This window comes from Tateyamaria sp. (assembly GCF_039940735.1).
GTDB lineage: Bacteria > Pseudomonadota > Alphaproteobacteria > Rhodobacterales > Rhodobacteraceae > Tateyamaria.
The window spans coordinates 24,634-45,876 of the sequence record NZ_JBDVGB010000008.1; the positions used below are offsets into that span (position 1 = coordinate 24,634).

Genomic DNA, 21,243 nt, shown 5'->3' on the forward strand with positions numbered 1-21,243 from the left:
TTTAATATGTCAATTTAAATGCGCAATTGGAATGCGAAAATTTTAAGTGTAAGGAGTGCCTCATGCAGCTATCAAAGTTTTCTGACTATGCGCTCCGTGTCTTGATGCATCTCACTGCATCACCGGATAATCTGATGTCGACCCGGCAAATCGCGGAGATGCATGAGGCCAAATACAACCACCTTACGAAGGTAACAGCGTGGCTGGTCGGGGAAGGATATGCCGCCTCGTCTCGGGGCCGCGGCGGCGGTTTGAGATTGGCACTAGACCCATCCGAGATAAATTTGGGAAAGCTGATCCGATCCTTAGAAGCGGACCGGCCCCTGGTTGATTGCCACGCGCCTGACGGGGGAACATGCCCATTGGCCGCCTCCTGTGGACTTTCGATGGTTCTTCAAGATGCTCAAGAAGCGTTCTTTGTCGAGCTTGAGAAATACTCGATTAAAGATACTCTGCGTGTGTTTCCAAGCATGACGAAGGTTCTCACTGAGTTAAACGACAACATCCGGAACTGAACGACTTCGCTAAAGTGTTAAATTGCGGACAGGGTGCGCACAACCGCGCTAGACAGTGCTGGAACCGACGACATTCCTGAGATCGCGCATACGCCAGCAGCTTTCGCTTCTGCATTAATCGGCAGTTTCGATCCCTTTGGTGCTGAACGGGTTGTTGCCGATAGATAGCACCGGCATCAAAGCTGAAGGTGAGGGAGAATGGAATGTCTGCAAGCACGGCGGCACTCCATTAGGGAAGATACTGTTCGCTACAGATGCGAATGAACCGATGCAAAACCATGATAGCTGGCCCTAAAGCGTTAAGCGAACCTTGTTCTTTTACCGATAGAGATTTTTAACACCCGCCGTTTCTTAAAATTGAAATTGAGTGTTTGGTTAAAGGCCAAGTTCGCTTAAGCTGGGGTGGTTGTCTGGCCGTGGGCCTGGAACTGGCCAATGAAACAAGCGTTCGTCTTCAGCGATCGGGACGTCATTGATCGACGCGTGACGCACGGCCATGTAACCGTTTTCGTCGAATTCCCAGTTTTCGTTGCCATGGGCGCGAAACCATTGGCCCTCAGCGTTGTGGTATTCGTAGCAAAACCTGACTGCGATGCGATTGTCGCTGTGGGCCCAAATTTCCTTGATCAGGCGATAATCTGTTTCGGTCGACCATTTGTCGATCAAAAAGGCTTCGACTTCGGTACGGCCATTTATGAACTGGGACCGGTTCCGCCAGCGGGTGTCAGGGGTATAGGCCATGGCGACCTTTGCCGCATCGCGACTATTCCATGCGTTTTCGGCCATACGCACTTTTGTAACAGCGTCCTCATAGCTGAAGGGGGGCAACGGAGGGCGGGGCGTATTTACATTTGTCATTTGGCGGCCTGTCATTATCATTTGTCTATTATCTATCAGGTGTAAACTGTCGAAGTCACGGCTTGTCCTGTCGCGTGTGTTCACAAATTTATGAAACCATTTTCTGGGCGACCTGACGTCTTGCGGCGATACAGCCTGCCAAGTAATCCGCGTCTTCACCAACCGCCAGAAAACGTCCTGAGCCCCATGTGCTCAGCCACCCTAGTCCCAGGAAATAGGCACCGGGCACGTTACAAACGCCGCGATGGAAGACAGGTCTGCCGTGATCATCAAAGACATCTAGGTCGATCCAGCTGTAATCCGATCTAAACCCAATACACCACAAAACCGAAGTGATCCCTTTCTCGGTCAAATCGATCTCGGATACCCTCGTAGAATTCGTAAAGGCTAAACGCTAAACGAGATTATCGAATTTGCGGGTGAGAAAAGTTCTAAGTTGAATATTAGTCAGTTAGGTTGACTTTCGACGAAATTATTACCACAAATCACGACTTGGTAAAGTTTATCTTCCCGGTATGATTGCTAACGGTCTGAGCTAGTGTAAAACATGAGCGCAAGTGAGTTTCCACATGGTTCAAGTTTTACTGTTTGGATGCTATATCGAAGTTGGATGAGATATTCAGTCTTGAATGTGAGATTTTGTTTGTTGTCCTTCAAATGTTTATCAAAGCTTGGGTTTTGGTTGGGATAATTCATATATTTGAGGTTGTTATGTATCAGTATTTCGTATGTTTAAATCAGCACTAGATTTTGACATTCTCGCAATCATGAATGGTAAAGACGCATGCGAAGATTGATTTGTGTTATTAATAAGAAAATCTACGATATTAGAAAAATGTTAGTGCGCAGACCGGCAATAACTTTGATATCATTTATTTCCATAAGCTTTGGTCCTTTATTTCTTCTGGATTATGTTGGAAATAATTTTCCTGTTCACTTTGAGGCAATTTCACTTTTAGTGATTTGGATTTGGCTTTTCTTGATATTCTTTCTGTTGCCTGCGGCCCTTGAATGTATTATTAATTTTATCGCAAAATTCAACGGCTAGAATTGAAATGGGTGGGAAAATTGGAGGGTCAAGTGGTTACGAACCCCATCAACATACGGAAACCAACATGTGGGACTTGAATTCGCTGCTGGGCCACTTCAGCACTTAACGGCGGCCGAGTTGCGGGGCCGGTTGTAAGAGCCGCCGTCCTAACTGTCACGTTTCGGGCTTCCACGTTCGCATATCCGACCGAAGCGAAAAGCTTGTCAGCTGAACCGGAAGAGTGGATCGAGAGACGGCCTAAGTTTGGCTGTGCATCTTGGGGAAGTAATCTTGGCATTCGCCCTCGCGGTACACATCTGCCGTACAGCAATGCAGACCGCCCCCAAAAGCATAGGCGTCGCGCAATTCAACCTCGACGACCTCCATGCCCAATTTGTCCATCTGTTCGGCCTGATACACTTCGGACTTTTCGACACAGACGGTTTTCGGATCCAAAACTAGCACATTCATCGACAGCCACGTTGACGAATAACACAGCGGAGGGGGCGCATTGTGTGCAGGTTGTGCCGCATCGACAATTTCCCAATCATTGTCCGCATACATTTTGCGCTGGGCTTCTGGCAAACGGCGCTGTGGATTGTTGAGGATCAGACCGGGGCGCAATGGGGTAAAGGTCGCATCGATGTGGATCGGGTAGGGATCCCCCGGAAAATTCACAGTATGCACGCGATGATCGGGAAAGTGGCGGCGCAGCCACTCAATGCCTTTGAGGTTCGTTGTGAAGCCGTGTTGCACAACCAAATCGCGCCCAAATCGCAGCACGTCGGCGGCATCGAACAAGGGTTCTTCTTCGGTGGTGACAAAGAACTTTTCTTCGGCCCACTTCAGGCGCTTTTCGACACCAATTTTATCACTGAGATAGTCAGGATGGTAATCCGCATCCGTCAACCGCGGTTTGGGGGCGCTTTCATGACGGAACTTGGGGTCCTCGTCGAAATATTTCTGCATAAGCGGGCGATAGTTCAGATATTCAAACCAGCGACAGCGGTAAGACATCGTCGCCTCGAGCATCTCGGACCCGACCGTCAGCAAAACGTCTCGCGGCGGCATGCAGCCAAATTGGCTGGCAGTTTGGAAATCGGGTGTCGCAGCAGGCAGTGCGTGGTCAATAGATGTTGGGCGGTCAACGCGAATGCCGCGCCCTTGCAACATCGTCGCGAAGTTGTCCAAAAGCTCGTTCGCGCGATCAATCGTTTCCTGCGGCCTACGTCCCCACTGACCGCGCATATCGCTGTCTTCGGGGACTTTTGCATCAAGCGCGGGTTCTTCTGGCGGGATATGACAATCGTCGGCGCGGCCCACGATGACGTGTTTCAACGGATCCCATTCGTTCCAACTGTTGACGATCGTCTTTTGCATGTTGCACCCCTGTCATGACGCACAAGTATTAGGGGCAACATTTTGCTGTCGCAAGGCTTAGGATTCAGGGGACTTCTTTGATGCGGAGGTTCGCCTTGCTGTAAACACCGAGAGCATTGGAATTCGCGTCGTATTTTTTGACGGGGACGAACCATAACCGGTACTTCTGCCTGACCAAATGGTAGGGTCTGGCTATTCATCGTATGCGCGTAAAAATAACTTTCGGTATGGACTTTTAACCGCCAAACCAGACCGGAAGGTCGCCATCTGACCATGGTGGATATTTGGTCATGACATGCGAAAGGTCTTCGCTTTGCAAAAATCCATCCAACCAGGCAATCAGGTTGGGCCAAGGTTGGGCATCAAACCATTCCCGATCAATGTTTGCGAATTGGCGAACAAACGGCAAGATCGCCAGATCAGCAATGGTCGGGCGCGCCCCGAACAACGACGTCTGCCTCTTCAATCGCCCATCAAGGCCCATAAGAAACGCAGCGGCTTTGTGGCGCTCAGTCTCTGTATCGATATCTGGAAACCGAGATGCGTATTTCGTGTGATCCAACGCAGCCTTGAATGGGCCGTCATTTGTATCAATCAGGGCCCAACCTTCGTCTGGCATGTCCAAAAGCTGGTGCGGGTCACTTTGTTCAAGTGCCCAAATCATGATGTCTTTACTTTCATCCACAACGCGATTGTCTAGCCGCAGCGCAGGAACTGTCGCAGAGGCGGACGTTTCCAAGAACGCCTGCGGCTTGTCGCGCAACAGGATTTCGCGCAGCTCGACCTTGACCCCGGCGCTGGCAATCGCAAGGCGTGCCCGCATTGCATAGGGGCAGCGGCGAAACGTCCAAAGTACGGGGGTCAGAGACATGGTGGCCTATCTAAAAACAAAACCGACGATCCTTTAAAGTGCGGCAATAAAGATGGGTTGGGTGCAATTAAAGCAGCTCTTAACGCCCACGGCGTCATTCAACGGCGACCAGTTGATGCACTTCAATGACGTTGCCTTCGGGGTCGTAGAAAAACACCTGATGCCATCCTTTCACGGCATTGCTGCCCCAGTCGGAATACGGCACGCCTTGGGCGTCCAAATGGGCCATGAACGCAACGATATCATCCGTGCGATACGCAATGTGGCCGCGTTCAAGTGGGTTTACGACTTGACCGGATCGAAATGAATTCAAAACATCGCGCGGCGTCAGATGCATTTGGATTTCGCCGTCCGTCACAAAGGAAACGTCACCCACCAGACCTTTTTCGGTGTTTAAAGGGGGCAATTCCGCGGGTTCTTCATCGCCGAGTGTTAGAACGTCACGATAAAAGCGGTCCATCGCGGCGACATTGCTTGAGCATAGATTGATATGGTGCAACTTGAGTTTCATATCGGCAGCGTGGCCTAGACTGTGACGGCAAGCAAGCGGGTATCTGATGCGGTGCGCCGTGGACTGCCTTTGGCCTGTGACGGGTTTGGCCGGGTGTTGGATCGCATTCCAGATCAGTTCGTGAACGACGGGTTTTCACGTGTCGATCTCAGTAGACAACCAACGCTGGAAACACGGAAATAAGCAGGACAACCACCAGCATAATCAGCCCGAACGGCAGGGCGCCAAGAAAGATATCCTTCAGCGTTATTTGCTCATCCGGAAGGCAACTTTTGACAACGAAAACCGCAATTCCAAGGGGGGGCGTCAAAAGCCCGATTTCAACCACAATGATCGACAAAACCCCGAACCAGATCATGTCTACGTTGAAGTGCTGCAAGAGCGGCAGGAAGATCGGCAAGACGATCAGGATGATCGAAACAGAATCCAACAGCGTTCCCAATACGATCACGATCAGCACGTAAACGAGGATCAGTGCCACAAGGCCAAGGCCAGACGAGACGACCCATGACTGCAATTCAGAAGGGACGCCAGAAAGGCCCAACATCGACGAATACATACTGGCCGCGATGATCATAAAACAGATCGAAGCCGTGACATGCCCGGTTTCGACCGTGACACGCCAAAATATCGACCAGGTCAGGCGACCACGCAACAAGGTCAAGATGAGCGCGCCTGCCGCACCGACCGCGCCGGATTCTGTGGGGGTGAAAAGGCCCGTATAGATGCCGCCAATCACAAGGGCGACCAATGCAACAATGGGGGCCAAAAGGCGCAGGGCTTTGCCGGGGTTCATGTCCTCAATGTCGCTTGGAGGGGGCAGGTGACGCCCGACCCATTTAGGGCGCAGTTTGCCCACAGCAAGGATTGCGATCACGTAAAACAGCGCCAACATAAGGCCGGGCACCACTGCGGCCAGAAACAGTGATCCTACGCTGACTTCTGCGATAAAAGCGTAGACAATCAACAAGATGCTAGGGGGGATCAACATCCCGAGCACCGAACTGCCAGCTACGATCCCCACCGCAAGGCGCGGGTGATAGCCAAAGCGCAACATCTCGGGCACCGCGACCTTTGTGAACACGGCGGCAGAGGCAATGCTGACCCCGGTGATCGACGCAAAGATCGCGTTTGCCGCCACCGTGGCAATGCCAAGCCCGCCTGCAATTTTACGAAACACGTAGTTTGCCACGCCAAAGGTTTCGCGCGCAATATCCGAAACAGCGATCAGCAAACCCATCAACACGAACAAAGGTATGACCGCGAATTCCTGACTTGCGATTGTCTCGACCGATTTTTGGCTCAGCAGAAAGATTGCGATCTGAAAGTTGCCAGAAATGAACCATGTGCCCACCAGTGAAACGATGGCCAGCACGACGGGAATATACATGCCCATAACAACAAGGGCTAAAATCCCTCCGACGGAAAGGATGCCGATTTCAAGGCCGGTCATGATGTGTACTCATCCCCAAAGTCAGGCGTTTGAGGCGCAGGGGGCGGCGAGCCACGCAGCAAGGCTGCGCCACCCTTGAACGCTTGCGTGACAAACAGCAAACACATCAGCCCAGACCCAAGGGCGACGCAAAGCTCCATCGGCCATGTGGGCGCGGTAAATGATCCTAAGTTCCCGGTGTAAAACCCGCCTGACCACGCTTTGGAAAATCGATCAAAGGCCCCTGATGTGATAAAGTAAAACAGCACCGCGCCGGTGACGTCAAAACCGATATTGAGCACTAGTCCAACCCGCGGAAAGGCCCGGCTTATCTTGCGGATCAAGGCATCTGATCGCATCAGTTTACCAGACCGCAGCGTGTCGGCGATTTGCAAAAAGACAATCGAAACGATGGCCAGTTCGGCCAGCTCAATCACGCCCGGCAATGACGTCGCAAGCACGTTGCGCCCCACCACATCCGTACAGATCAACACCATCAAAGCGATGATGATCAATGTGCCAAGCGCATTGAGCGACACAACGGCCTTGTCTAAGACAATGTTCAGCGCGCCGAAAACGCGCCAAACAGGGTGCAATGGTTTTGTATCTGACATTTGGGCGCGCTGGTCTATTCTTTGTCCCATTGCCGCGCGATAGGCTGATCAGCAGCGCGCATCAAATCCATGTAGGCCGCCAACACGTCAGATCCCGGTAAACCCGTGCCATCGATCGCGCTTGCCCATTCCTTGGCGATGTTGGGCAATGTGTCAGCCCATTCCTGTCGCATCTCGGCGGAAATTTCGTGCACCGAACCACCCTGTGCCACACAGGCCTCGCGCCCGTTTGCGTCACCGGCTGTTGTCACCTCGGCCAGAAGGTTGCGGTATTCGGGAGTGACCTCGCGGATGGCTGTTTGGACTTCGGCGGGCAATCCATCAAACCACGGTTTGTTGGCAACCATCGCGAAGTTCGAAACCGCACCCATGTCGGCCGACAAGAAATGCGGCGCGACTTCGCACAGCTTAAAGGCACCAACGACATCGGCCCATCCGACCAACGCATCGGACACACCGCTGTTTACCTCTTGGTAGAACTTTGGCAACGCCGTCGGCACGCCTGTGGCACCAAGCCCTTCGAGCCAACGCAGGTTCAACCCCGCGCCAGACACTTTGATCCCCTCAAAGTCATCAAGGCTGTCGATGGGGTCCTTAGACAGGACGTTATAGGATTTGATCGCGCCCATATGGCCGACAAATTCAAGATTGAACTTTTCCCAACCAGCTTGCATTTCGGGGATAGAGAACGTGAGCGCGTCGTTGATTTCAGAGGTCAGGGCAAGGTCGACGGTCACAAAGGGGGTGACATAAGACACGCTCGACAGTGGGACTTTGTCCGTGTGAAAGGCCGTAACAACAAGACCAATGTTGCCAATACCGTTGCCAATCGCATCAAATTCACCACGCGGCTGCACCACGGTGCCAAAAGCTTCTAGGTAATTCAGTTCGTAGTTGCCCGATGCAGCAAGGCGCTTGTTGACCTCAGGCATCCAAAATTCCTTGAGTGTTCTGACCCAAGCCGTTCGATCCGTATAACCCGAAAGAACGGTCACATTGATTTTCTCTTGGGCAGCGACCCCGTGCGCTGACAGCGTGGATATCCCAGCGATCGCGGCGGCGAGCAGGCGTTTTTGCGTGACGTTTGTCATGTCTCTCTCCCTAATATTTTCGACAGGCCACCAGAACTCATGATCAACGAGGGTTTTGAGGTGTGAACACTCAACCCTTTGGTTGATCCACGCGCCCTCCCTTTGGTCGCGATCTTGGCCTCCCAACCCTTCAACGTGATCTGAGAGTGCGATGCATTCCGTCAAAATGAGATGGCAGAGCGCCGCAACGTACCCAGCACCAACGTGCTAAAGGTAAGGGTAGAAGGTGCACTATTTTTACACCAATCATTAAATCTTTTGGCGAGTAGCATGTAACCTAATGCAACGAACGAGGCACGTTGGCGCCTTGGGTGGTTACTTGATCTGAATGAAGTGGCGAAAACAGCACTGCGCGATAACGCTAAAAACAGGCAGTCTAGGCGTTCCTTGGGTTCTGTGTGACGGTCTCAGTAAATTAGGGCCGATCCGCTTGTTGCGCACCCTGCGTCGGATGTGCTGGTCCTTCAAAGCGGGCTAGGCTGGCGGCAAAGGCGTCAATAAATTCCAAAGTGATGGCGGATGGTTGTTTTAGGATGGGGCGGACCAAAGAAAGTCGGTGGGGAATGCTGGGCACGAAGGGCCGAATTTCGATGTTCCGGTTGGCAAACTTCACCGCATCCATTTCGCTGACAATCGCAACGCCAAGCCCGTTCGAGACCAGTTCGCAGGCGGCCGTAAATTGCCGCGTTTCAACCAGTGTCATCAAGTGTGTGTTTTCTGCCAGAAATGCGTTTTCAAGCCTTTGGAAAAAGTTGCTGTCGCGGCGGGTGTGGATGATCTTTTCATCACAAAGCAGGGTCGGAGTGATTTCGTCATGGTGCCCCAAAATGTGGCCCTTGGGAAAAATGCACACGGTGCGCATATGAATGTCCCGACTGACCACGGCGGAATGCCCACGGAACCCGTCTGTGATCCCAAAATCAAACTGTTCGTCAATCATCCATTCCAGAATGCGTTCGGGGCGGTCCGGTTCAATGGTGATGCTTACCCCCGGTCGATCCTTAAGGAATTGTGCGACGACCATTGGCAGGTGACTGGTCGCAAAACCCGGCAAACAGGCGATTTTTATATGACCCGCTTTGCGTTCTGTTATGCTTTGGCTGACTTCGCCGATCTGATCCATCAGATCGAGAACACGCTGGATATCGGCCTGAAGAAAGCGGACTTCTTGCGTAGGAACCAGTTGACCGCCACGCCGATCAAATAGTGAGAACCCCAAAGTTTGCTTCAGATCAGTCAAAAGGCGGCTGACAGCGGGTTGGCTGATTCCCAACTCTTTGGCAGCACTTGTCACAGTACTGTTATGAATCACGGCCATAAGGGCTTCGAATTGGCGCAGTCGCAGCTTTTGTTTCATGCGCCTTCATCACACGAAGAAGGGGTGAATTGCCATAACATAGTGTTATAACTTTTCCTTGATTTGCCGTCTTGTATTATACCTTGGGCGGTGTATCGTTTTGTAGTCTGATAACCGATGCGGGTTTTGCCCGAAAAACATCATATGACAATGCACCTAACAGGTGCTCTGGGAGGAACTATGAAAAAGTCACTGATCGGCGCTCTTGCCGTATCCACAATGCTATCGCCAGTTGCCGCGATGGCCGAAACTGAAGTGCAATTCTGGCACGCGTTTACCGGCCGCCTTGGCGAATTGGTGAAGGCCCAAGTTGAAGAATTCAACGCAAGCCAAGACGAATATGTCGTCGTGGAAAGCCACAAAGGGAACTATTCAGAAACGCTGAACGCAGGTATCGCGGCGTTCCGTGCGGGCGAACAGCCTGATATTCTTATGGTTTTCGAAGTGGGCACTGCCACAATGATGGCCGCCAAAGGTGCGACGCGCCCGGTTTTCGAAGTCATGGCACAAAGCGGTGCCGCGTTTGACCCCGACGCCTATATCGGTGCGGTCAAAGGCTATTACACCGACACAAATGGCGAAATGCTGTCGCTGCCGTTTAACTCATCGACGCCAGTTTTGTGGGTGAACCGCAACGCGATGGAAGCTGCGGGCGTTGACCCGGACTCAGATCTGTCCACATGGCAAAATGTGGGTGCGGTTCTGGACCAATTGAAAGCGGGCGGCGAGGAATGCGGACTTGTCACTGCATGGCAAAGCTGGATTCACCTTGAGAACTTCTCGGCTTATCATGACGTGCCGTTTGCCACCAAAGACAACGGCTTTTCCGGGCTCGACACAGAATTGGCTTTGAACGGTCCTGCGCAAGTCGCACACCTAACGGCCATGGGCGAATGGGCCAAAGATGGCAAATTCATCTACACGGGTCGCCGCAATGAAGGTGGCGCAAACTTCCGCGCTGGTGAATGTGCGTTGTTTACCGAAAGCTCAGCCGGGTATGCCGGTATCAAAGCCGAAGCTGAATTCGACTTTGACGTGCGTCCGCTGCCCTATTGGGAAGGTGTCGGCAATGCGCCGCAAAACACCATCATCGGTGGTGCATCTTTGTGGGTCATGGAAGGCCAGGACGAGGCTGACTATAAAGGCGTTGGTGAATTCCTAAGCTTCTTGTCCACGTCGGATGTCCAAGCCAGCTGGCACCAAAACACTGGTTATCTGCCCATCACGGCAGCGGCCGGGGTCGCCACACGTGCAGCGGGCTTTTACGAAAAGAACGTCGGAACAGAGGTTGCTGTGATCCAGATGACCGCCAATGAACCGACGGCCAATTCCAAAGGTCTGCGCCTTGGGTCCTTCGATCAGATCCGTGGGATCATCGACGAAGAACTTGAAGGCATCTGGGCTGGCGACAAAACCGCCCAAGAGGCCATGGACAGCGCCAAGGAACGCGGCGACGCGTTGTTGCGCCGGTTTGAAACTGCAAACCGCTAAACGTAACGAAGGCAGGCCTGTTATCGGGCCTGCCTATCACATTATCGGGGCCTAAAGATGGAAAAACGCGTAACGTTTCGCGGCTGGATACTGCCGCTGCTGCTGATCGCACCTCAGGTCGTGATTTCAGCCGTTTTCTTTTTCTATCCGGCGGGCCAAGCCATCTGGCAGTCGCTGTTTATTCCTGACCCCTTTGGGCTGTCTTCACAATTTGTGGGCTTGGGAAATTTCGAATTCTTGCTGGGCGACAAGTTTTACCGCTCGTCCTTTGTGACGACGGCCTTGTTTTCCATCCTTGTCACCCTGTGTTCTATGATTCCGGCGCTGTTCTTGGCCGTTATCGCTGACCGGCTGATCAAGGGTTCGGGCGTTTACCGCACCATGTTGATCTGGCCCTATGCTGTTGCTCCTGCCATCGCAGGCGTGCTTTGGCTGTTCATGTTCAACACGCGCGTCGGCGTTGTGTCGTGGTATCTTGGCAACCTTGGTTATGACTGGAACCATGTTTTAAACGGGGGCGAGGCGATGGGCCTCGTGGTTGTTGCCTCTGCTTGGGGGCGGATCAGCTACAATTTCTTATTCTTCTTCGCGGCTTTGCAGGCGGTCCCGCGCTCGGTGATCGAAGCGGCTGCCATTGATGGGGCACGGTTTTGGAAACGGTTCTGGACCATTGTGTTGCCTTTGCTGTCGCCCACCACCTTCTTTTTGCTGGTCGTGAACATCGTCTATTCGTTCTTTGAAACCTTTGGGGTGATCCACACGATCACAGCCGGAGGCCCGCAACAATCCACAACTGTTCTGGTCTACAAAGTGTTTTCGGACGGCTTTGTCGGCCAAGACCTTGGGTCGTCTTCCGCGCAATCTGTCATACTGTTGTTCGTCGTAGGACTGCTGACGATCATCCAGTTCAAGTTCATTGAAAAACGGGTGCATTACTGATGGCGGGCGAAGTGCATGGCATGGTCGAAAAGCGCGGCGCTGGGCTGTGGCTGACCCACGTCTTTATGATTTTGGGCGTGCTGGTGATCTTTTTTCCGATCTGGTTGGCCTTTGTTGCGTCAACCGTGACGCAGCCGGAAATCGTCCGCCCGCCGATGCCCCTTTGGCCGGGCGATCAATTCGTTGAAAATTACAGCAAAGCGTTGTTCTCTGGGGTGAATGTGCCCGTGGCGACCATGCTGTTTAACAGTTTGGTTATGGCGATCGGCATTGCCGTCGGTAAAATCGTGATTTCGTTGCTGTCGGCATTTGCGATTGTGTACTTTCGTTTTCCGGCACGTAACCTGTTTTTCTGGATGATCTTTTTGACGCTGATGTTGCCCGTCGAGGTACGCATTGTGCCGACCTTTGAGGTCGTAGCAAGCTTTGGGTTGCTCAATAGTTATGGCGGTTTGATCCTGCCGTTGATCGCCTCGGCGACGGCCACGTTTCTGTTTCGCCAATTCTTCCTCACGATCCCGGACGAATTGGCCGAGGCCGCCCGTGTCGATGGCGCAAGCCCCATGCGTTTCTTTTGGGACATCGTGGTCCCCATGAGCCGCACCAACGTCGCGGCCTTGTTTGTGATCCTGTTTATCTTTGGTTGGAACCAATATCTGTGGCCCCTTTTGATCACGACCGATCCAGACATGAACACCATCGTGATGGGCATCAAACAGATGTTCCCGTCGGGCGATGATGTGGCGGATTGGCCGGTGATTATGGCGACGTCGATCCTTGCGATGATCCCTCCGGTGATTGTCGTGGTCAGTATGCAACGGCTGTTTATTCGCGGCCTTGTCGATAGCGAGAAATAAATATGGCAACGGTTTCCCTTAAGGACGTCAAGAAAAGCTTTGGCGCCACCCATGTGATCCATGGCATCACAACCGAGATCGAGGACGGCGAATTTATCGTGATCGTCGGGCCTTCGGGCTGTGGCAAATCCACGTTGCTGCGCCTTGTGGCCGGGTTGGAAACGCTGACGGCGGGCGATGTGTTGATCGGCGATGATGTTGCCAACGACAAGGAACCTATGGACCGTGACATCGCGATGGTGTTCCAAAATTACGCGCTTTATCCGCATATGTCGGTGCGTCAAAACATGGGTTATGGGCTGAAGATTGCCAAGATGCCCAAGGATCAGATCGACGCCAAAGTGGTGGCGGCGGCCAAGCTGCTACAGCTTGAACCACTGCTTGATCGAAAGCCCAAACAACTTTCCGGCGGGCAACGTCAACGCGTCGCAATGGGCCGCGCCATTGTGCGCGAACCGGCCGTCTTTTTGTTCGATGAACCGCTTTCAAATCTAGATGCCAAGTTGCGCGTGCAGATGCGTCTTGAGATCAAAGAACTGCAATCAAAGCTGGGCATCACCTCGCTTTATGTGACCCACGATCAGGTCGAGGCGATGACAATGGCCGACCGTATGATCGTCATGAACGCAGGTGTGGCAGAACAAATCGGCACGCCACTTGAGGTCTACGAAACGCCGCGCACATTATTCGCCGCACAGTTTATCGGAAGCCCGGCCATGAACATCGTGGATGCAACGGTGCAGGATGGTAAAATTCTGTTTCAAGGGCAGGTCGTGGCCGACGCTATTGGCGCTGATGGGCCTGTTAAATTGGGCGTCAGGCCAGAACACCTTGTGCCTGCGGACGATGGGCCACTGCGGGTTGCGGTCAAACTTGCCGAACCACTTGGGGCGAATACTTTGCTGCACGGGGCGGTTGAGGGATCAGGCGACAGTTTCACCGTAAGTTTGCAAGGCGTGCATGAGCTGACGTCGAACGATGGCACACGCAGTTTCAACATTGAACAGGGCAAGGCGCACGTGTTTGATGTGGAATCCGGCCTGCGCCGCAGCGTCTGAGTAGGGGGCCGCGCTGGCCCCGCTACTCTGGTGTGTTTGTTTGTTCTAACGAACAGATCACTTTCCGAACTGCACAGTGCACGCGAGACCGGCAGTTTTGTTCACAGACCTAATTCGTCTGCGACCGCTTGGATGATCGCGCCATGCACCGCTGCACGATCAGTACCGACAGGGTCCGTACAAACCGGATCGTCGTTCTCTGCGATCAGGATGTCTTCGGCACCGGGCTTGCACAAAGGCATAGCGGTGAAGTGAAACGCCGGATCAAAGCGCATAAACTTGGCGTCTGGCAACAGGTCGGCCAATCCGCTGTCATCAAAATTTGTCGCACTCATCCGATCTGCCCCTGCTCCGAAACCAACCATCAGGACGTCAGGGACAAGGTCCGCCACGTTTGAGGCCTGCAATCCCCACACAAAGCCGGGGTCGATGGCAGCGACATGCGTGATCCGTGCATCTGCATAGCTTTGGTTCCAAGCGTTCGCGTCGATGCCTTGCATGTTCACCTTGTCGGACAGCAACATATCGCAGGCTTCCATTGTGTCGATGTAGTCAGTGCAGGTTTCGACGATGCCAGCAAGGTCGCCCGTCATGCCGCCTAGCGAAAGTGCTGTCCATCCACCATAGGAAAACCCAGCGGCCATGATCCGACTGGGGTCAATGTGGCCTTCGAAATCCGGGTCCGCAAGAAGCTGATCAAGCGCGACTGTTAAGTCGGCGGCGCGGGTCCAGTGTTTGACCCCCTCAGCCATGTTGAAGTCTTTCCATGTGGAATGGGCGTGGTCCACGGACACCACGATGGCCCCGCGATCAGCAAGCGCCGAAGCAAGCCACGCTTGGGCACGGGACGTGCCGCCCATCCCGTGACTGAACATCACGACCGGATGTGTGCTACTTTGGATATCTGCATTGATAATGGCATCAACGCCTTTGAAAACGGGGTTTTCGGCGACTCGTTCATGATCACCGCCGCCGCTGTTTGGATACCAAATTGTAACGCTGGCGTTTGTATCGTGATGGGGCATGTACATTTCGGTCTGCCTAAGGCCTGCGGGGTCGGCCATGGCGGTCGAGGCGGTGCAGATCAATGCGATTGCTGTGGTTTGGGTTTTCACGGGATCTCTCCATTGATTGAGTATGGTCAAGGGATGGCCCCCAAGTGGGTTTCCGCGCGTCCTAAAACCGGTTTTAGGTCGTCACGATCCGGTTTCAGGACTAAAAAAGGGCAGGAATCATAAAGTAGCGCCGCAATGCCAAGCTTTCCCATCCCCGTCTTTGCCTCTGCCGTTTTGTTCTTTTTGTTCGTGCGATTGTGGGTCGCGCGCGGGCGATTGACGCCGATTGCCGTCCTGTTGGCGATTTGTTCAGTGCAGATCGGGATCATTGCACTGGCGCAGCATTATCAGGTACCGGGCATGCGGTTGGTGCAGCCGATCACTGCAACACTCATTCCGCCCGCCGCGTGGTGCGCGTTTCAATGGACGGCGGCACGGCCAAAAAGAAAGGCCGATTTATTGCACGTGCTGATGCCCGTGACTGCAATTGCCGCTTTGGTCACAGCGCCTGATTTTTTGGACATTTTTCTGCCGGGCGCGTTTTTCTTGTACGGTATCGCGATCGTCTATCAATCGTTCAAAGGTCCAGATGCACAACCGCGCGCCTTCTTGGCGGATGGCGATCTGCCTGTGCGCATTTGGCAAATCATTGGGGCCGCGTTGATCGTTTCTGCGCTAAGTGATGTTTTGATTGTCGCTGCAATCGCCGCAGACCTCGGCCATCTGCAACCTTGGATCGTTAGCCTGTTTTCTGTCGGAAATCTGTTGGTGATTGGGATCATCAGTTTGTCGAGCCATCTGCGCACAGAAGACGACGAAGACGATGAACCACAACGCACCAACAGCGAGGCCGAGCAGGCCGTATGGCAGCGCGTTCAAACCTTCATGACCGAACAGAAACCTTACCTTGATCCTGATCTGACATTGGCACGCTTGTCGCGCAAATTGGGAATTCCTGCCAAAACGCTTTCCATCGTGATCAATCAGAACACAGGGGAAAACGTGTCTAGGTATGTGAACGACGCGAGGATCGTCGCGGCACAAAAGGCGTTGCTTGGGAACGAAACCGTCACGTCCGCGATGCTGTCGTCCGGCTTCAATACGAAGTCCAATTTTAACCGTGAGTTTCTGCGCATAACGGGCGTCAGCCCCAGCAAATGGTTAGCCCGTCAAAGGGCGTAGGGTCCGTGCAGGCCTAGAACCACCTGATGCGTTTGTCCATTGCGTTTTTATGGGGCGTTGCTTGAATGCGGGGCAAGGCACTACATTCGAGTTGGGCAGCATGTCTCAATGCTGCCCTGCGCGATACGTCGTCAGACTGCGGCGTCTTCGTTGACCACATCTGCAAAGGATTTGAAAAACTTGGCGGCAAGCTTTTTGGCGGTGCTTTGGATCAAGCGACTGCCCAATTGCGCCAATTTCCCACCGATTTGCGCCTTGGCCTCATAGCGCAGAATGGTCTTGTCTGGCCCATCGGCTGTTAATGTTACATCAGCGCCGCCCTTGGCATGGCCGGCCGCCCCCCCATTGCCTTGCCCAGTCAGCGAAAAGGCATCGGGCGCGCCCCCTGTGTCCAATTGGACGTCCCCACTGAAACGGGCCTTCACAGGACCGACTTTCAGAACAACCTTGGCTTCTAATTCGGTGTCTGAATGCTTGATCAACTCTTCGCACCCCGGAATGCATTGTTTTAGGATGTCAGGGTCATTGAGAGCGGCATACACCCGTTCTTTGGGTGCGTTGATGATGATTTCGTCGGCGAGTTCCATGGAGAGTATCCTTCTTAGCAACAGGGAAATTTGATCGCGGCCAGTTGATCCGCCTGTTCAGGGGTCAATGCGAATTTTTCGCGGGCATATGTGACAAGCCGTCTTAGCGTTTTCATGTCAGGCTTGCCTCGTGGGGGGACAACCGATCGTAAGCTTCGGGCGTGTCGACGTCGGCGTAAAAGCCGAGGGCAGGTAACGCGTGAAATTGCACATGATCAGGATTTTCGCGGGTGAACTTTTTGCAGCCCGGCGATCTGGGGTCTTCTAGCAAGCGGGCCTTTAACGTTGCTGGTATGACAATTGGATTGCCGCGCTGCGTGTCCGACATTGGAATTGAAATGCGGGCAGGGTCCGCCGCGCCGTGCGCCGTTTGAAGGGCGTGCAAATCATCGCGGGTCAGCAGCGGCTGATCGCCCAGACCGATCAAGATATCGTGGTCGTTTGGCGCATGTCGCAATCCACACGCCACAGAGGTTGGCTGCCCTTGGGCATAGTCAGGGTTGAACACGGTTTGGATGCCACTACCGGCAAGAGCGGATTCTACAGCGTCGGCTTCATGGCCGGTAACTGCTATAATCGGCCCATCGATTGCGGCCCGATACACATCCACAACATGGCGGATCATCGGCACGCCATCAATCGGCAATAACAACTTGTTGCGCGCACCCATGCGGCGCGACAGGCCAGCGGCCAATATAATTGCACAGATATCACGCATGGGGCCGCTTCACCGCAGATCGGCGCACTTGCACCAATTGCGCTAGGATGGACAAAGCGATTTCCTCTGGAGTGACTGCGCCCAAATCCAATCCCGCCGGGGCATTTACGCTGTCGATCGCGCTTTGATCAAAGTCGGCATCCGACAGTTTTTGCGCAAGTGTCAGGTATTTCCGCCGACTTCCGACAAAGGCGACATAGTCGGGCTTGGCCGCAAGGGTGGCTTTCAACGCATCCAGATCACCCTGCCCTTGGGTAGCAATCACCGCAAAGCAAGGGCGATTTGATCGGTTTTTTTCTGGTGCAGTGGCGACAGAATAGTGGAACTGAGGGGCCAGCGCACTGAGCGCTTGGGCCACCGGGGACGCCCCCATGATGACCAGTTGCGGCAGAGGCAGGCAAGGCTCGATAAAGATATCGACTGTGCCGCGCGATGGGCATCCGTTGCGCGCGAAAGTCGTGCCGTCGACTTCATCACCAGCAGTTACGCCTTTTTCGGCCAACAGGTCTTCGGGTGCGACGGACACCAGTTGGGGTGCGCCATCGCTTAAGGCTTGTAATGCTGCGCGCTTGACGGCTCCGCGTGTGCACCCCCCGCCCAACCAACCATGCAAGATTGTCCCATCCGCACTCAGCAACGCTTTGGCGCCGGGTTTGGCCGCAGTTGAGCCTGCGGTACGCACGATGGTCGCAAAGGCAAACGGTTCATCCCGCGCGCGTAGTTCTTGGGCGGCTTCGGCCAAATCACTCGAAAGGACTTCTGCAGGGGTCATAGTGCCGCCAATTCTATATCAAGCGCGGCCAGATCGCCCAGCGTATTGGCAGCGGCAAATAAGTCCAGATAGGGCAGGGCAGCAGCCATCCCTTCAGCCACGGGCGCATAATCTTTCCAACCCTTCAACGGGTTCAACCAGATCACCTTGCAGCCTCGTTTCTTGAGCTTTTCAAGGGCTTGCCCCATCAGCGCAGGGTTTTCCGTGTCATAGCCATCGGACAAGATCAGCACGACGCTGCGCCCATCGACAAAACGCTTTGCGTATGTATCTGCAAAGAGCATCAGGCTAGGCCCGATTTTGGACCCCCCGCCAAATCCATCAGCCATCAGCGACATACGCCCGATGGCACGCATCGCGTCTTTGTCACGCAAGGCTTCGGTGATGCGCACAAGGCGGGTGTGAAACAAATAGGCATCGGCGGCGGTGTCGGCGCGCATGAGGCCCGCAAGGAAGGCCAAAAACACCTGCGCGTAAACCGACATGGATCCCGACACATCACACAGGGCGACGATCTTGTGTGTCCGGTCGGGGCGGTTCTTGCGCAGCAGGCGCAAGGGTTCGCCGCCTGTGGCAAGGCTTTGGCGAATGGTCTTGCGAAAATGCAGCCGGTCGCCTTTGCGGGCCGCGATCCGACGGCGCGAGCGTTTGTCGCGCAAGGCCGCGCCAATGCGGCGTGCGACCTTTTCGGCTTCGGCGATGTCTTCGGGGCGGATCAGTTCGCGCAGGTCTTTGCGGGCAAGGTTGCGCTGTTCGGTGGCGATCAGCTTGCCGGTTCCGTCACTGTCCGCCTCGCCGCCGGTGTCATCGGGGGCGGTGCTGGACCCAGTTGTCGTGGCGTCTTCGCCTTTGGCATCGCGGGAGGAATGCATGTTGTCATTGGACGGGCTCGATTGGGTCGGGACAACCTTTTGTTTTACCCGCCCCATGTCCATCCAATAGCTGTTGAACAGGTCGTCGAAACGTTCGGATTCTTCCTTGCAACCTGTGCAAACGGCCCGCAACGCACGACGGCTGTCATCGGGGCGGATTGCGTCAACTTCTGCAAGAGCCGCCATAGCAAGGTCTGCCTCGGCCACGCCAAGACGCAAGCCGTTGTCGCGCAGATGGGCAATGAAGCCGACCACCCGCGCCGCTGGCCCGGGATCACGCCCGGCAAATTTAGTGATGCGCGTCATGCGGCTTTGCCTGCGATGCGGCCGGCCACTTCGCGGGTGATTTGGGCCTGATCGCTTTGCGTCTTGAGCAACGTCGTGAGGGTACTTTGCAAAACAGCCGGGTCATCCGTGAGGTCAGCAATGCCAAGGCCCATGAGGGCGGCGGCAAAGTCCAGCATTTCAGCGACGCCGGGTGTTTTTTCCAGCTCTTCTTGGCGCAGACGCTGCACAAATCCGACGATCTGTTCGCCAAGCTGTGCCTCGATTTCGGGGCAACGCGCCCTAAGGATCGCAAGTTCGGTCGCGCGATCGGGGTATTCGACGTAGGTATATAGGCAGCGACGGCGCAGGGCATCCGACAGATCGCGCGTGCCGTTGGAGGTCAGGATCACCATAGGCCGCGTGGTGGCCGAGATGGTGCCAAGTTCAGGGATCGAAATTTGAAAGTCGGACAGAATTTCAAGAAGGTAAGCTTCGAATTCCTCATCCGCGCGGTCGATTTCGTCGATGAGCAACACGGGTGCAACGTCTTGTGTGATCGCGGCCAGCAAGGGACGTTCTAGCAGGAAATCGCGAGAGAAAATGCGATCTTCGACGGCTTTGCCCGTCTCGCCGTCTTCTGCGGCGGCGCGGATCGTTAGCAATTGGCGCTGATAATTCCATTCATAGATGGCTTGGGCGGCGTCCAGCCCTTCATAGCATTGCAGGCGCAGCAAGCGCGTGTCTTTGACGGCCGAAAGCGTACGCGCAATTTCAGTTTTGCCGACGCCCGCGGCCCCTTCCAGCAATAAGGGACGGCCAAGCGACAAGGCAAGCTGCAAGGCAACCGCCAAGTCGTCTGAGGCCACATAGCCCTGTCCCGCCAAGGCGGTTTTTAAGTCAGTCCAAGTCATAAGTGTCTCCGTAAGGCGGGGTTAACCCCGCCTTACCGTTACCATCAGTCGTGCATGCCAAGTTCATTGGCAGTGCGCCAAGTCCGCCAGTGATCATGCGGCATGTCGGTGTGCGTGTTGCCAAATGGGCGGAACGCATCCTGCACCGCATTCGAGAAACACGGCACGCCGCCCACGTGGGGGCTTTCACCCACGCCCTTGGCCCCGATGGGGTGGTGGGGCGAGGGTGTGACGGTGAAGTCGGTTTCGTAGTTGGGCACTTCCCATGCCGTCGGCAGGAAAAAGTCCATCAACGTCCCCGTTTTGACGTTGCCCATGTCGTCATAGGCGATCTCTTGGCCCAAAGCGACGGCGAGGGCTTCGGTCAAACCGCCATGCACTTGGCCTTCGATGATCATCGGATTGATCCGCGTGCCGCAGTCATCCAGCGCATAAAAGCGGCGGATTTCTGTGACGCCGGTGTCCACGTCGATGTCCATGACACAGACATAAGCCCCAAACGGGTAGGTCATGTTGGGCGGATCATAATAACTCACCGCCTCAAGCCCCGGTTCAAGACCGGGAATGGCTTGGTTATAGGCGGCAAAGGCGATTTCTTTCATCGTCTTAAACTTTTCAGGCACACCTTTGACCACAAACCGATCCACATCGAATTCCACATCGTTGTCGTGAACCTCAAGTAGATAGGCTGCGATCATCTGTGCCTTGGCGCGGATTTTGCGCCCGACCATGGCCGCCGCAGCACCTGCAACCGGGGTGGAACGCGACCCATAAGTGCCAAGTCCATAAGGGGCCGTGTCTGTGTCGCCCTCTTCGATCGTGATGCTATCTGCCGACAGTCCAATCTCGGAGGCAAGGATTTGTGCAAAAGTTGT

General features: G+C 54.3%; 21 protein-coding genes. 6 read left to right on the forward strand and 15 right to left on the reverse strand.

Annotated elements, in window-relative coordinates; genetic code table 11:
* Window positions 1-62: 62 nt before the first annotated feature.
* Complete coding sequence (locus ABJF76_RS01520) at window positions 63-515, forward strand: RrF2 family transcriptional regulator (protein ID WP_413821778.1); 453 nt, start codon at window positions 63-65, stop codon at window positions 513-515.
* A 375-nt stretch (window positions 516-890) separates the two neighbouring features.
* Here ABJF76_RS01520 and ABJF76_RS01525 read toward each other — a convergent pair whose 3' ends face one another.
* The 8 genes from ABJF76_RS01525 to ABJF76_RS01560 form a co-directional block, all read right to left on the reverse strand.
* Window positions 891-1,373 carry a DUF1348 family protein gene (locus tag ABJF76_RS01525; protein ID WP_413821779.1) on the reverse strand — a complete coding sequence of 161 codons (483 nt, stop codon included), beginning with the start codon at window positions 1,371-1,373 and terminating at the stop codon, window positions 891-893.
* Window positions 1,374-2,661: 1,288 nt separating this feature from the next.
* Window positions 2,662-3,783: a serine/threonine protein kinase gene (locus ABJF76_RS01530; protein ID WP_413821780.1), complete on the reverse strand. Its 1,122-nt coding sequence runs from the start codon at window positions 3,781-3,783 to the stop codon at window positions 2,662-2,664.
* A 235-nt stretch (window positions 3,784-4,018) separates the two neighbouring features.
* Window positions 4,019-4,648, reverse strand: a complete 630-nt coding sequence (locus tag ABJF76_RS01535; RefSeq protein WP_413821949.1) for a glutathione S-transferase — start codon at window positions 4,646-4,648, stop codon at window positions 4,019-4,021.
* 100 nt (window positions 4,649-4,748) lie between these two features.
* Window positions 4,749-5,165 (reverse strand): VOC family protein, encoded by a 417-nt coding sequence (locus tag ABJF76_RS01540; RefSeq protein ID WP_413821781.1) that lies wholly within the window; start codon window positions 5,163-5,165, stop codon window positions 4,749-4,751.
* Between the two features lie 148 nt (window positions 5,166-5,313).
* Complete coding sequence (locus ABJF76_RS01545) at window positions 5,314-6,618, reverse strand: TRAP transporter large permease (RefSeq protein ID WP_413821782.1); 1,305 nt, start codon at window positions 6,616-6,618, stop codon at window positions 5,314-5,316.
* Window positions 6,615-7,211 carry a TRAP transporter small permease subunit gene (locus tag ABJF76_RS01550; protein ID WP_413821783.1) on the reverse strand — a complete coding sequence of 199 codons (597 nt, stop codon included), beginning with the start codon at window positions 7,209-7,211 and terminating at the stop codon, window positions 6,615-6,617. The genes ABJF76_RS01545 and ABJF76_RS01550 overlap by 4 nt, the downstream gene beginning before the upstream one ends.
* A gap of 14 nt (window positions 7,212-7,225) precedes the next feature.
* Window positions 7,226-8,302, reverse strand: a complete 1,077-nt coding sequence (locus ABJF76_RS01555) for a C4-dicarboxylate TRAP transporter substrate-binding protein (RefSeq protein ID WP_413821784.1) — start codon at window positions 8,300-8,302, stop codon at window positions 7,226-7,228.
* A gap of 415 nt (window positions 8,303-8,717) precedes the next feature.
* Window positions 8,718-9,659 carry a LysR substrate-binding domain-containing protein gene (locus ABJF76_RS01560; RefSeq protein ID WP_413821785.1) on the reverse strand — a complete coding sequence of 314 codons (942 nt, stop codon included), beginning with the start codon at window positions 9,657-9,659 and terminating at the stop codon, window positions 8,718-8,720.
* Between the two features lie 180 nt (window positions 9,660-9,839).
* Between ABJF76_RS01560 and ugpB the strand changes: the two genes are divergently transcribed.
* From ugpB to ABJF76_RS01580, 4 genes are read left to right on the forward strand one after another with little or no spacing between them, the layout of a single operon-like run.
* Window positions 9,840-11,150 (forward strand): sn-glycerol-3-phosphate ABC transporter substrate-binding protein UgpB, encoded by a 1,311-nt coding sequence (gene ugpB / locus ABJF76_RS01565; protein WP_413821786.1) that lies wholly within the window; start codon window positions 9,840-9,842, stop codon window positions 11,148-11,150.
* A 57-nt stretch (window positions 11,151-11,207) separates the two neighbouring features.
* Entirely contained in the window at window positions 11,208-12,089 is an 882-nt protein-coding gene (ugpA, locus tag ABJF76_RS01570) for a sn-glycerol-3-phosphate ABC transporter permease UgpA (RefSeq protein ID WP_413821787.1), read from the forward strand.
* Window positions 12,090-12,109: 20 nt separating this feature from the next.
* Window positions 12,110-12,946 carry a sn-glycerol-3-phosphate ABC transporter permease UgpE gene (gene ugpE, locus ABJF76_RS01575; protein ID WP_413821950.1) on the forward strand — a complete coding sequence of 279 codons (837 nt, stop codon included), beginning with the start codon at window positions 12,110-12,112 and terminating at the stop codon, window positions 12,944-12,946.
* A 2-nt stretch (window positions 12,947-12,948) separates the two neighbouring features.
* Window positions 12,949-14,004, forward strand: coding sequence for an ABC transporter ATP-binding protein (locus ABJF76_RS01580; RefSeq protein ID WP_413821788.1), 1,056 nt, complete (start codon window positions 12,949-12,951; stop codon window positions 14,002-14,004).
* A gap of 101 nt (window positions 14,005-14,105) precedes the next feature.
* Here ABJF76_RS01580 and ABJF76_RS01585 read toward each other — a convergent pair whose 3' ends face one another.
* On the reverse strand, window positions 14,106-15,119 hold the full coding sequence (locus ABJF76_RS01585) for an alpha/beta hydrolase family protein (RefSeq protein WP_413821789.1): 1,014 nt from the start codon (window positions 15,117-15,119) through the stop codon (window positions 14,106-14,108).
* 135 nt (window positions 15,120-15,254) lie between these two features.
* Here ABJF76_RS01585 and ABJF76_RS01590 point away from each other — a divergent pair, with 135 nt between their 5' ends.
* Complete coding sequence (locus ABJF76_RS01590; RefSeq protein ID WP_413821790.1) at window positions 15,255-16,241, forward strand: helix-turn-helix domain-containing protein; 987 nt, start codon at window positions 15,255-15,257, stop codon at window positions 16,239-16,241.
* Between the two features lie 131 nt (window positions 16,242-16,372).
* On the opposite strand, the gene ABJF76_RS01595 is transcribed toward ABJF76_RS01590, so the two are convergent.
* The 6 genes from ABJF76_RS01595 to ABJF76_RS01620 all read right to left on the reverse strand — a co-directional run.
* Window positions 16,373-16,828 carry a CoxG family protein gene (locus ABJF76_RS01595; protein WP_413821791.1) on the reverse strand — a complete coding sequence of 152 codons (456 nt, stop codon included), beginning with the start codon at window positions 16,826-16,828 and terminating at the stop codon, window positions 16,373-16,375.
* A 112-nt stretch (window positions 16,829-16,940) separates the two neighbouring features.
* Window positions 16,941-17,546 carry a nucleotidyltransferase family protein gene (locus ABJF76_RS01600; RefSeq protein WP_413821792.1) on the reverse strand — a complete coding sequence of 202 codons (606 nt, stop codon included), beginning with the start codon at window positions 17,544-17,546 and terminating at the stop codon, window positions 16,941-16,943.
* Window positions 17,539-18,318, reverse strand: coding sequence for an XdhC family protein (locus ABJF76_RS01605; RefSeq protein WP_413821793.1), 780 nt, complete (start codon window positions 18,316-18,318; stop codon window positions 17,539-17,541). The genes ABJF76_RS01600 and ABJF76_RS01605 overlap by 8 nt, the downstream gene beginning before the upstream one ends.
* Window positions 18,315-19,496, reverse strand: coding sequence for a vWA domain-containing protein (locus ABJF76_RS01610; RefSeq protein WP_413821794.1), 1,182 nt, complete (start codon window positions 19,494-19,496; stop codon window positions 18,315-18,317). The genes ABJF76_RS01605 and ABJF76_RS01610 overlap by 4 nt, the downstream gene beginning before the upstream one ends.
* A complete protein-coding gene (locus ABJF76_RS01615; protein ID WP_413821795.1) occupies window positions 19,493-20,368 on the reverse strand; it encodes an AAA family ATPase in 876 nt (291 codons plus the stop codon). The genes ABJF76_RS01610 and ABJF76_RS01615 overlap by 4 nt, the downstream gene beginning before the upstream one ends.
* Window positions 20,369-20,412: 44 nt before the next feature.
* On the reverse strand, window positions 20,413-21,243 hold an 831-nt coding region (locus ABJF76_RS01620; RefSeq protein WP_413822489.1), incomplete at its 5' end, for a molybdopterin cofactor-binding domain-containing protein.

What these genes read in the sequence shown, in the direction of transcription:
- ABJF76_RS01520 (WP_413821778.1), top strand. Translation starts at nt 63, where the DNA reads ATGCAGCTATCAAAGTTTTCTGACTATGCGCTCCGTGTCTTGATGCAT.
- ABJF76_RS01525 (WP_413821779.1), bottom strand. Translation starts at nt 1,373, where the DNA reads ATGACAAATGTAAATACGCCCCGCCCTCCGTTGCCCCCCTTCAGCTAT.
- ABJF76_RS01530 (WP_413821780.1), bottom strand. Translation starts at nt 3,783, where the DNA reads ATGCAAAAGACGATCGTCAACAGTTGGAACGAATGGGATCCGTTGAAA.
- ABJF76_RS01540 (WP_413821781.1), bottom strand. Translation starts at nt 5,165, where the DNA reads ATGAAACTCAAGTTGCACCATATCAATCTATGCTCAAGCAATGTCGCC.
- ABJF76_RS01545 (WP_413821782.1), bottom strand. Translation starts at nt 6,618, where the DNA reads ATGACCGGCCTTGAAATCGGCATCCTTTCCGTCGGAGGGATTTTAGCC.
- ABJF76_RS01550 (WP_413821783.1), bottom strand. Translation starts at nt 7,211, where the DNA reads ATGTCAGATACAAAACCATTGCACCCTGTTTGGCGCGTTTTCGGCGCG.
- ABJF76_RS01555 (WP_413821784.1), bottom strand. Translation starts at nt 8,302, where the DNA reads ATGACAAACGTCACGCAAAAACGCCTGCTCGCCGCCGCGATCGCTGGG.
- ABJF76_RS01560 (WP_413821785.1), bottom strand. Translation starts at nt 9,659, where the DNA reads ATGAAACAAAAGCTGCGACTGCGCCAATTCGAAGCCCTTATGGCCGTG.
- ugpB (WP_413821786.1), top strand. Translation starts at nt 9,840, where the DNA reads ATGAAAAAGTCACTGATCGGCGCTCTTGCCGTATCCACAATGCTATCG.
- ugpA (WP_413821787.1), top strand. Translation starts at nt 11,208, where the DNA reads ATGGAAAAACGCGTAACGTTTCGCGGCTGGATACTGCCGCTGCTGCTG.
- ugpE (WP_413821950.1), top strand. Translation starts at nt 12,110, where the DNA reads ATGGTCGAAAAGCGCGGCGCTGGGCTGTGGCTGACCCACGTCTTTATG.
- ABJF76_RS01580 (WP_413821788.1), top strand. Translation starts at nt 12,949, where the DNA reads ATGGCAACGGTTTCCCTTAAGGACGTCAAGAAAAGCTTTGGCGCCACC.
- ABJF76_RS01590 (WP_413821790.1), top strand. Translation starts at nt 15,255, where the DNA reads ATGCCAAGCTTTCCCATCCCCGTCTTTGCCTCTGCCGTTTTGTTCTTT.
- ABJF76_RS01595 (WP_413821791.1), bottom strand. Translation starts at nt 16,828, where the DNA reads ATGGAACTCGCCGACGAAATCATCATCAACGCACCCAAAGAACGGGTG.
- ABJF76_RS01600 (WP_413821792.1), bottom strand. Translation starts at nt 17,546, where the DNA reads ATGCGTGATATCTGTGCAATTATATTGGCCGCTGGCCTGTCGCGCCGC.
- ABJF76_RS01605 (WP_413821793.1), bottom strand. Translation starts at nt 18,318, where the DNA reads ATGACCCCTGCAGAAGTCCTTTCGAGTGATTTGGCCGAAGCCGCCCAA.
- ABJF76_RS01610 (WP_413821794.1), bottom strand. Translation starts at nt 19,496, where the DNA reads ATGACGCGCATCACTAAATTTGCCGGGCGTGATCCCGGGCCAGCGGCG.
- ABJF76_RS01615 (WP_413821795.1), bottom strand. Translation starts at nt 20,368, where the DNA reads ATGACTTGGACTGACTTAAAAACCGCCTTGGCGGGACAGGGCTATGTG.